Annotated in this window: 11 protein-coding genes; 10 read left to right on the top strand and 1 reads right to left on the bottom strand. The window is 38.0% G+C overall.

Annotated features, from left to right (window positions below; translation table 11 throughout):
- Window positions 1-80 precede the first annotated feature (80 nt).
- Both ypjB and V7147_RS23825 read left to right on the top strand, forming a co-directional pair.
- Entirely contained in the window at window positions 81-881 is an 801-nt protein-coding gene (gene ypjB, locus V7147_RS23830; protein WP_335370281.1) for a sporulation protein YpjB, read from the top strand.
- Between the two features lie 112 nt (window positions 882-993).
- Complete coding sequence (locus V7147_RS23825; RefSeq protein ID WP_335370280.1) at window positions 994-1668, top strand: zinc metallopeptidase; 675 nt, start codon at window positions 994-996, stop codon at window positions 1666-1668.
- Between the two features lie 207 nt (window positions 1669-1875).
- Here the strand turns inward: V7147_RS23825 and V7147_RS23820 are convergent, their stop codons facing one another.
- A complete protein-coding gene (locus tag V7147_RS23820; protein WP_335370279.1) occupies window positions 1876-2742 on the bottom strand; it encodes a YitT family protein in 867 nt (288 codons plus the stop codon).
- A 274-nt stretch (window positions 2743-3016) separates the two neighbouring features.
- Between V7147_RS23820 and V7147_RS23815 the strand changes: the two genes are divergently transcribed.
- The 8 genes from V7147_RS23815 to panC form a co-directional block, all read left to right on the top strand.
- Window positions 3017-3355, top strand: coding sequence for a nucleotide pyrophosphohydrolase (locus V7147_RS23815; RefSeq protein ID WP_335370278.1), 339 nt, complete (start codon window positions 3017-3019; stop codon window positions 3353-3355).
- 13 nt (window positions 3356-3368) lie between these two features.
- Window positions 3369-4169, top strand: a complete 801-nt coding sequence (dapB, locus tag V7147_RS23810; RefSeq protein ID WP_335370277.1) for a 4-hydroxy-tetrahydrodipicolinate reductase — start codon at window positions 3369-3371, stop codon at window positions 4167-4169.
- 14 nt (window positions 4170-4183) lie between these two features.
- The gene (gene mgsA, locus V7147_RS23805) at window positions 4184-4603 is read left to right on the top strand and encodes a methylglyoxal synthase (protein WP_335370276.1); all 420 of its coding nucleotides are present in this window, start codon (window positions 4184-4186) and stop codon (window positions 4601-4603) included.
- Window positions 4604-4661: 58 nt separating this feature from the next.
- Window positions 4662-5795 carry an N-acetyl-alpha-D-glucosaminyl L-malate synthase BshA gene (gene bshA / locus V7147_RS23800; RefSeq protein ID WP_335370275.1) on the top strand — a complete coding sequence of 378 codons (1134 nt, stop codon included), beginning with the start codon at window positions 4662-4664 and terminating at the stop codon, window positions 5793-5795.
- A 15-nt stretch (window positions 5796-5810) separates the two neighbouring features.
- Window positions 5811-6995: a CCA tRNA nucleotidyltransferase gene (locus V7147_RS23795; protein WP_335370274.1), complete on the top strand. Its 1185-nt coding sequence runs from the start codon at window positions 5811-5813 to the stop codon at window positions 6993-6995.
- The gene (locus tag V7147_RS23790) at window positions 6980-7960 is read left to right on the top strand and encodes a biotin--[acetyl-CoA-carboxylase] ligase (RefSeq protein WP_335370273.1); all 981 of its coding nucleotides are present in this window, start codon (window positions 6980-6982) and stop codon (window positions 7958-7960) included. The genes V7147_RS23795 and V7147_RS23790 overlap by 16 nt, the downstream gene beginning before the upstream one ends.
- Before the next feature lie 340 nt (window positions 7961-8300).
- Complete coding sequence (panB, locus tag V7147_RS23785) at window positions 8301-9134, top strand: 3-methyl-2-oxobutanoate hydroxymethyltransferase (RefSeq protein WP_335370272.1); 834 nt, start codon at window positions 8301-8303, stop codon at window positions 9132-9134.
- Window positions 9135-9136: 2 nt separating this feature from the next.
- Window positions 9137-9978 (top strand): pantoate--beta-alanine ligase (gene panC, locus V7147_RS23780; RefSeq protein ID WP_335370271.1); only part of this gene is annotated, 842 nt, incomplete at its 3' end.

Here is a 9978-nt window from a genome sequence, read left to right as displayed (position 1 = left end):
CTGCTGAATTAAGGTAAAAAGTTGGTCTACTCTTGTCCAATCTCTCATACATTTTAATAGATGTTTGAGGAGGGACAAGTATGAAAATTTTTAGAATAATATGTGTAGTCTGCTTTATAGTTATGATTCATCCTATATCCATAAATGCTACCTCCAACGAAGAAAATTGGGATAAGCTTAATCAAATTTCGGACCAGGCCCTACAAATGGTGAAGCAAGAAAGATACGAGGATGCGAAGCAATTATTAACTCATTTTTCAAATGAATTCCTACGAATGAATCAGCGTGAACAATCTTTTTCGCTGGATGAGCTTAGAATTATTAGCTTAACTCATGATTCAGCTATAGAAGCTGTTAATTCTACTTCGCTAAGTTTCGAAGAAAGAATTAATCGGGTTACTCAATTTCGTCTGGTGGTAGATGCGATGAGTTCTGAGCATCAGCCGATGTGGACGGAAATGGAAGATTCGATTATGTCGACGTTTGGACAATTGAAGGAGACTGTTGAAGTAGGGGATCGTGAAACATTTAATAACTTACTAACTATCTTTCTATCAAAATATAATATGATTCATCCGAGTATTACTGTCGATGTCACACCTCAAGATGTTCAAAAAATTGACTCACATATTGCGTTTTTAGACACGTACCGTAATGAGGAACTAAAAGCCGTCACTAGAATGCAGCAGATGGAGCAAATGGAGTTAGATCTTAAAAACATGTTTGAGCGTATGACAGAGGATGACGCCGACCCGTCATTAATTTGGGTGATGATTTCAACAGGCGGTGCCATCATTCTTACATTAATCTATGTTGGCTGGAGAAAATACAAAGGTGACAAGCAAAAACGCCAAAAACAAAGGGATTTCGATGAACGCTAACAGTGGGATTCTCACCCACTGTTCATTTTTTATTATTTTTGTAAGCAAGACAATTGACATTGGGTAAGACTCTAACTAAAATTAAAGTATACTATAGTTTGGAGGATAACAAATGATTCTAGTTTATTTTGCCTTGATCATTATCATTCCGATATATGCGCAAATCAAAGTAAAGAGTGCATATAAGAAGTATTCGCAAATTCCTTCTTCATCAGGCATGACAGGTGCAGAAGTAGCAAGAAAAATACTTGATCAAAATGGATTATATGATGTAAGAATCGAAGAAACACCTGGGGTACTGTCAGACCATTATGACCCAAGATCAAAAGTTGTTCGACTTTCTACAAACAACTACTATGGGAACTCAGTTGCAGGTGCAGCAGTTGCAGCCCACGAAGTCGGACATGCGATTCAAGACCAACAAAGTTACGCATTCCTTCGCATCCGCCATGCACTTGTACCGGTAGCGAACATTGGTTCAAATTTCTCATGGATTTTAATCATTGCAGGTATGATTTTTACACTCCCAAGCTTAATGCTATATGGAATTATCTTTATGGCAGCAGCAGTGTTATTCCAACTTGTTACACTACCAGTTGAATTTAATGCCTCGTCAAGAGCCATGAACGAAATCATCTCAGTAGGCGTGATTAGAAATGACGAAGAACGCGAAACAAAGAAAGTACTAAACGCAGCAGCACTCACATACGTTGCAGCAGCTGCAGTAGCGGTGCTAGAATTATTGAGATTGATCTTAATGTATACAGGAATGACTCGAGAAGAATAGAAATGGAAGCCGGTTAACCAAAATGGATAACCGGCTTTTAAAATGGCAAATTTTAGCTCATTTGACTCAAATGCGGAAAATTTAAGAGCAAGCGTGCTTGCTCCAAAAATTTTATCGTATTTGGGTAACCTTTCAGTTTGCTAAAAAGGTGTTGTGAAGCCCAAAAGCTTCACGCAAATGAGCTAAAATCCTTTTTAGCTATCTAAATCACCGCTCAATCGGCTTTTTATTCTCATCCAACGTAAACCCTTCACCTAGCACATCATGGACATCGCTAACCGAAACAAAAGCATGTGGATCTACAGAGATAATCACCTGCTTTAAGCGACCGACTTCACTTCTTCCAACAACACAATATAAAATATGCTTCTCCTGCTTTGTATACGAACCCATTCCCTTTAAAATTGTTACGCCTCGCTCCATCTCATGTAAAATCTTTTCAGCAATCTCACTATTTTTTTCCGAAATAATCATCGCGCCTCTAGCGGCATAGGCACCTTCCTGCATAAAATCAATCACCCTTGCGCCAATAAACACAGCAAGTAACGTGTACATCGCCTCACGATAAGAAAGGTAGAAAATGAGGGAAATCGTTATAACTACTGCATCAAATAAAAACATCGTCCGCCCCATTGACCAACCCACATATTTTCGAACAAGCCTAGCGATGATATCAACCCCACCAGTTGTACCGCCATAACGAAAAATAATTCCAAGACCAACTCCAATAAACACTCCCGCAAATAACGCTGCCAGCATTAAATCTCCATCAAGTGGAATGTCAAATTGATAACGTTGAAAGAACCATAAAAAAATTGAAACACTTACAGTACCGATAAGTGTATAATAAAATGCAATACGACCAAGTAGCTTCCATCCAAGAAAAAACAGTGGAACATTTAAAATCAAATTCGTATAAGACGGGTCAAACTTAAATAAAAAATAGAGCAAAAGCGTAATCCCCGTAAATCCGCCTTCTGCAAGATTATTTTGCATATTAAAATGCACAATCCCAAACGAAAAAATGGCGGATCCTAATAAAATGAAAATGATGTTTTTTATCGAAAACTTCAAAGTGAAATACCCCCGAAATAGTAATAATTGCCACTTTATTATAAAGTATGGGTGAAAAACAAACAAATCATGTCGTGTACGTAAAATGCCTTGGCGTATTTGCGCCCGATTTTTATTCGAGCATGCTCGAATAAATTCCTTTGAAAAATCGGGCATCCGCCGGAGGCTTAAATTAAATAGTTGAAGTTCGGAACTTCTACTATTTAATTTTATTATTTGTCAAAACTCTATATTTTAAGCTAACATAGGAATAGAAACGATAGAGGTGATAGCGATGGCAGATAAAACGATGAAACAACTGCAAGAGGAAGTAGATGCATACATAGGCCAGTTTAAAGAAGGCTATTTTAGTCCACTTGCATTACTTGCTAGGTTAACAGAGGAATTAGGAGAGCTTGCGAGAGAAGTCAATCACTATTATGGGGAAAAGCAGAAAAAGGATACTGAAACCGAAAAAAGCATGGCTGAGGAAACTGGTGATCTGCTATTTGTTCTGATTTGTCTCGCAAATTCCTTGAACATTGATCTAGAAGACGCACATAATACTGTAATGAACAAATTTAATACAAGAGATAAAGATAGATGGACACGTATTGACACTAATAATGATTAAAGGAGTAGACAACATGGACACAATTAAAATCGTAATTGCTGGCCCAAGAGGTAGAATGGGAAAAGAAGCGGTTGCCCTTGTTCAGGAAACTGAAAATTATTCATTAGTAGGGGTTATTGATCGTAAGAACAACGGTCAGTCATTAAGTGATGTAGATGGCTTTTCAAATATAAATGTCCCTATATTTACGGATATTTTAGAATGCTTCTCAGAAACAAAACCAGACGTGTTGATTGATTTAACAACACCTGATACGGGTAAATACCACACTGAGGTAGCCATTGAACACGGAGTTCGTCCTGTAGTAGGGACAACAGGGTTCACGAAAGAAGAATTAGATAGACTTTCAAAAATGGCGGAGGAACGTAGGATAGGTGCAATTATTGCCCCTAATTTCGCTGTCGGTGCCGTATTAATGATGAAATTCTCACAAATGGCTGCCAAGTATTTTCAAGATGTCGAAATTATTGAACTTCATCATGACCAAAAACTTGATGCACCATCTGGAACAGCTGTTAAAACAGCAGAACTCTTAACGACAGTTAGAGAATCAAAGCAACAAGGACATCCTAATGAAAAAGAAACCCTTCAAGGAGCTCGTGGTGCTGACTACGATGGAATTCGCATACATAGTGTACGTTTACCGGGTCTTGTCGCACATCAAGAAGTGATGTTCGGTGGAAACGGGCAAATGCTATCTATACGTCATGATTCATTTAACCGTGTTTCCTTCATGTCAGGTGTTAAATTATCTGTTGACACCGTAATGAATCTGGATGTTTTAGTATACGGTTTAGAAAATATCATCGAATAAGGGGATACAAAACAATGAAAATAGCCTTAATTGCTCACGATAATAAGAAAACAGATCTTGTACAATTTTCAACAGCTTATACATCTATTTTGGAACAGCATGAATTGTTTGCGACTGGAACAACAGGCTTACGAATTTCTGAAGCTACTGGTCTGCAAATCCACCGTTTCCAATCCGGACCACTGGGTGGCGACCAAGAAATTGGTGCGATGATTGCAAAAAATCAAATGGACATGGTGATCTTTTTTAGAGATCCACTAACTGCGCAACCACATGAGCCAGATGTTTCGGCATTAATTAGATTATGTGATGTGTATTCTGTTCCATTAGCAACAAATATGGGTACGGCAGAGGTGCTTATTCACGGGCTTGAACAAGGTTTTTTTTCATGGCGTGAAATAATCCGTGAAAGACAAGAAGGCACTAATCTATAAGCTTTCCAACGGTTAATACAATTACATATATTTGACGTATAAGTGGGAGATTTCATTAATGAAACTTAAAATTGGAATTACCTGTTACCCATCTGTTGGCGGGTCGGGTATCGTAGCAACTGAGTTAGGGAAGCTGCTTGCAGAAAAAGGACATGAAATTCATTTTATTTCTTCAAGTCTTCCTTTTCGTTTAAACAAAATATATCCAAATATATTTTTTCATGAGGTGGAAGTGAATCAATATTCGGTTTTTAAATATCCGCCGTATGATCTTGCTTTAGCAAGTAAAATGGCAGAGGTTACAAAAAGAGAAAAGCTTGATTTATTACATGTACATTATGCGATTCCACATGCAGCATGTGCATATTTAGCAAAGCAAATGGTTGGTGGGGATGTTAAGATTGTGACCACCCTCCACGGAACTGATATATCCGTTCTCGGGTATGATCCATCGTTAACCGAACTCATTCGGTTTGGAATCGAACAATCCGATGCGGTAACGGCTGTTTCTCAATCACTTGTCGAGCAAACCTATGAATTAATTGAACCTCATAAAGAAATAAATACGATTTACAATTTCGTTGATGAAAAAATTTACTACAAACGAGATGTAGCTGATTTACGTAAACAATATGGGATCGGGGATGACGAAAAAGTTATCATCCATGTTTCCAATTTCCGAAAGGTAAAACGCGTTCTAGATGTCGTTCATGCATTTAACCTTATTCAAAAAGAAGTAAAATCCAAGCTAATATTAGTTGGTGATGGACCAGAGTTATCCACTGCCTGTAAATTAATCAACAAATTTGGACTTACTGATAAAGTTCTCCTCTTAGGCAAACAGGAAAATCTTCCAGAACTTTATTCAATTAGTGACTTAAAGCTTTTATTATCTGAAAAAGAAAGCTTCGGTCTTGTTTTAATAGAAGCAATGGCTTGTGGGGTTCCAACAATTGGGACAAATATTGGTGGCATTCCAGAGGTCATTGATGAAGGTGTAAATGGTTATATTTGTGAGCTAGGTGATATTGAAGATATCGCAAACAAATCAATTAAATTATTAGTTGACTCCGACTTACATAAAAAAATGTCTAATCAGGCAATCCGCTCTGTTCAACAAAAGTTTAATTCTGAGCTAATTGTCAATAATTATGAGGATTTATATTACTCAATCCTTACGAATAAACGTTGATAGGAGCTCTCGATGATGGATGAACCTTTTGTAAAAGCAAAAGCAATTCTTAAAATTTTGCATAGAAACGGCTACCAAGCATTTTTTGTCGGTGGTTCCGTCCGTGATTATCTTTTACAACGACCGATTGGTGATATCGATATTGCAAGCTCTGCACGACCAGATCAAATAATCGAGATATTTCCAAAAACGATTGATGTTGGTGCGGTTCACGGAACGGTGATTGTTTTACATAAGGGTGAACAATATGAGGTGACAACATTTCGAACGGAGGAGGGGTACGACGATTATCGGAGACCATCCCATGTTGAATTTGTCACGTCACTTCACGAAGACTTAAAAAGAAGAGATTTTACGATGAACGCGATTGCCATGACCATTGATGGAGACATAATCGATCCTTTTGATGGAAAGAAAGCAATCGAAGCAAAATGGATCCAAACAGTTGGAGATCCTAATGAACGTTTTTTTGAGGATGCACTAAGGATGATGAGGGCTGTTCGATTTTCGAGCCAATTGTCCTTTTTATTATGTAAGGAAACAGAAACGGCCATCAAGGATAACGCGTCACTGTTAACCAAGATATCGGTTGAGCGAATTACAATCGAAATTGAAAAATTACTTGCTGGTCCAAACTGTCAAGCAGCGATAACACTCTTGGTAAAAACCAATCTATTTCAATACCTACCTGGTTTAGCCGATGAAAGTCGCAACCTGGAACAGTTTTCCTTATATAAATGGAATCAACTTCAAGAGAGAGCCGAATATTGGACACTTGTTTGCTATTTATTGAATAAAGACGATAAAAAGGCATTTTTACGGCAATGGAAGCTACCGAATAAAATAATTGAACAGGCTCTACAAAATGTAACTTGTCTTGAAAAAGTCCTTCAAACGGGCTGGGAAAAGCGACTTTTATACGATTGTGGGGCAGAATGTATCAAACAAATTGAACGAATTTTAGGAGTTTTAGGGGTTCAACAAGAAGTGTCACCCTATCTGGAATTTTGTAAATTACCCATTAAACAACGTTCTGATTTACCGATTACGGGCGAGGATCTATTGCTTTGGTACAATCAAAAACCAGGGAAATGGATAGCGGAGCTATATGAAACGATTGAAAATGGAATTCTAGAAAACATTGTGGAAAATAACAAGGAAAAAATAAAGGAGTGGCTTCTATCGTGCAATCAGAAATAAGAAAGAAATTGTTAGAAGTCTTCTCTAATGCCAACGGGAATTTTATATCTGGCCAAAAATTAAGTGAGCAGTTAGGGTGCTCGCGAACCGCTGTATGGAAGCATATTGAAGATTTGCGAAATGAAGGATATGAATTAGAGGCCGTTCGAAAACTTGGATATCGAATTATTACCAAGCCAGATAAAATTAGTAGTAATGAAATCCGTCTAGGTCTCGAAACTCAAATCTTAGGGCGAAATATTCATTTTGAGGAGTCTGTTACCTCTACCCAACAAATCGCGCACAAATTAGCAAATGAAGATGCCATTGAAGGTACTCTTGTTGTGGCAGAAGAACAGACAACTGGACGCGGCAGATTAGACCGGGTATGGTATTCTCCAAAACATACTGGAGTCTGGATGAGTTTGATTTTAAGACCACAGATTCCGCCTTCACATGCACCACAATTAACATTGTTAGCGGCAGTAGGGGTAGTCCAGGCGATTCAAGAAGTGACTGGTTTGGAGCCAGATATTAAATGGCCAAATGATATATTAATTCATCAAAAAAAAGTAGTAGGCATTTTAACTGAGCTTCAAGCAGAAACAGACCGAATTAATTCGGTCATTATTGGAATTGGTATTAATGTAAATCACGAATTAAGTCATTTTCCTGAAAGTTTACAGGCAATTGCGAGCTCATTGGCGATTGAAAAGGGCGAAAAAATTGACCGTGCAAAGTTAATTCAGGTGATTTTATTTAAAATCGAAAAGCTGTATAAGGAATATTTACAGCATGGCTTCAAGGTCGTGAAGATTTTATGGGAAAGCTATGCAACAAGTATTGGAAAGAACATCATAGCAAGAACCCTTAATGGTTCGATTGAAGGTAAGGCAATTGGCATCAACGAGGATGGTGTATTGCTCTTAGAGGATGTAGCAGGCAATTTGCATCGTATCTATTCAGCAGATATTGAACTTCCTTGAAAATAATATGTAGTAAAGCATACGAATTTTATATATAATTCAAAGTAATGGGTGGTATCCTTTACGGAACTACACCAAATGCTTTAGTTTCTTAGTAATGCAATTCAAAATTGTATTCTGCCTTGATCCATTGGACTGGGACAGAGGGATGAAATTTACCGAACTTATTCATTAATCCTTCTTTCTCTATTTGAAAGAAGGATTTTTTACTTTATTTATTAATGCTACCACGAATCGGTCTTTTCATCTCCTCTTTTAGGAAACTCGGGGTGTTGACCTTGAGCAAGGCGACTTTAAAGAAGGGTTGTTTACTTTCTAAAAGCCAAAAGGAGGAAAAGTGATGAAGCAAACAACGGAATTTTTGAAAATGAAACAAAGGAAAGAGCCAATCGTCATGCTGACGGCCTATGATTATCCATCTGCAAAGCTTGCCGAAGAGGCCGGGGTAGATATGATCCTTGTCGGTGATTCATTAGGGATGGTTGTATTGGGCTATGATTCTACTATTCCAGTAACCGTAGATGATATGGTTCATCACACGAAGGCCGTAAAACGTGGTGCAAAGGATACATTTATTGTAACGGATATGCCTTTTATGTCTTATCATGTTTCACGTTCTGAAACCTTGAAAAATGCAGCTCGGATTATTCAAGAATCAGGAGCACATGCTGTCAAAGTTGAAGGGGCAAAGGATGTCATCTACACGATTTCATCTTTAACAGACGCTGGAATTCCTGTCGTTGCTCATTTAGGTTTAACACCACAGGCTGTAGGCGTGCTAGGTGGGTATAAGGTCCAAGGAAAAGATGCAGAAAGCGCTAGGCAGCTCATTGAAGATGCGAAAAAAGTCGAAGAAGCGGGTGCAATGGCATTAGTATTGGAATGTGTGCCAAAACAATTAGGAGAAGAAGTGACAAAAAGTCTTTCGATTCCTACAATCGGAATTGGTGCTGGTAACCTTACGGATGGTCAGGTTCTTGTATTCCACGATGTGATTTCTTACGGAGTTGATCGTGTTCCAAAGTTTGTAAAACAATATGCTTCAGTGAATGAGCCCATTTTAGAAGGACTTGTAAATTATGTAGCAGAGGTAAAAGCACATTCATTCCCAGAGGAAAAGCATACGTACACAATGAAGGAAGATGAGCTTGCTAGCCTTTATGGGGGAAAATAGACATGAAAGTAATAACAGCAATCAAGGAAATGCAGCAATATATCAAATCAATGAAGCAACAGGGTAAAACAGTTGGATTCGTACCTACAATGGGGTATCTTCATGAAGGGCATTTAACCTTAATGAATAAGGCTAGAAGTGAAAATGATGTGTTAGCAGTGAGCATTTTTGTTAACCCACTTCAATTTGGTCCAAATGAGGATTTTGATTCGTATCCACGAGATTTTGAAAGAGACAGCAAACTAGCAGAAGAAAACGGTGTAGATGTACTATTTTACCCAAGTACCGAAGAAATGTATCCAACAAAGATGTCTCTTACCGCAGTCGTCCATTCAAGAATCAATGTATTATGTGGTAGACAGCGTAATGGTCATTTTGATGGAGTTGCTACTGTTCTCGTCAAATTATTTAATATCGTACAGCCAGAAACTGCATATTTTGGGTTGAAAGACGCTCAGCAGGTAGCAGTTGTAGATGGATTAATCACGGATTTTAATTTTCCAATCACACTTGTACCGGTGGAAATTGTTCGGGAAGAGGATGGTCTTGCTAAAAGTTCTCGCAATGTTAATCTCACTTTTGGGGAGCGAGAAGAAGCACCAAGACTATATGAAAGTCTTCAATTGGCAAAGCAAGAAATAGACAAGGGACAACGTGATCCGAAAGTGATTGAGGAGTTAATTATAAAACATATCACAGCACATACATCAGGGGTTATCGACTATGTTGAAATGTATCGTTATCCTGAGCTTGATGAGCTTTCCGAGTTAAATGGAAAAATCATCATTGCGATTGCTGTCAAGTTTACAAAAGTAAGACTTATTGATAATATTACTTTTGATGT

Origin of the sequence: Bacillus sp. JJ1521 (assembly GCF_036965165.1) — a bacterium.
GTDB lineage: Bacteria > Bacillota > Bacilli > Bacillales > Bacillaceae_L > Ferdinandcohnia.
This window is presented reverse-complemented; position numbering and strand designations above follow the sequence as displayed.

What these genes read in the sequence shown, in the direction of transcription:
- V7147_RS23815 (WP_335370278.1), top strand. Translation starts at nt 3,017, where the DNA reads ATGGCAGATAAAACGATGAAACAACTGCAAGAGGAAGTAGATGCATAC.
- ypjB (WP_335370281.1), top strand. Translation starts at nt 81, where the DNA reads ATGAAAATTTTTAGAATAATATGTGTAGTCTGCTTTATAGTTATGATT.
- V7147_RS23795 (WP_335370274.1), top strand. Translation starts at nt 5,811, where the DNA reads ATGGATGAACCTTTTGTAAAAGCAAAAGCAATTCTTAAAATTTTGCAT.
- V7147_RS23825 (WP_335370280.1), top strand. Translation starts at nt 994, where the DNA reads ATGATTCTAGTTTATTTTGCCTTGATCATTATCATTCCGATATATGCG.
- mgsA (WP_335370276.1), top strand. Translation starts at nt 4,184, where the DNA reads ATGAAAATAGCCTTAATTGCTCACGATAATAAGAAAACAGATCTTGTA.
- dapB (WP_335370277.1), top strand. Translation starts at nt 3,369, where the DNA reads ATGGACACAATTAAAATCGTAATTGCTGGCCCAAGAGGTAGAATGGGA.
- panB (WP_335370272.1), top strand. Translation starts at nt 8,301, where the DNA reads ATGAAGCAAACAACGGAATTTTTGAAAATGAAACAAAGGAAAGAGCCA.
- bshA (WP_335370275.1), top strand. Translation starts at nt 4,662, where the DNA reads ATGAAACTTAAAATTGGAATTACCTGTTACCCATCTGTTGGCGGGTCG.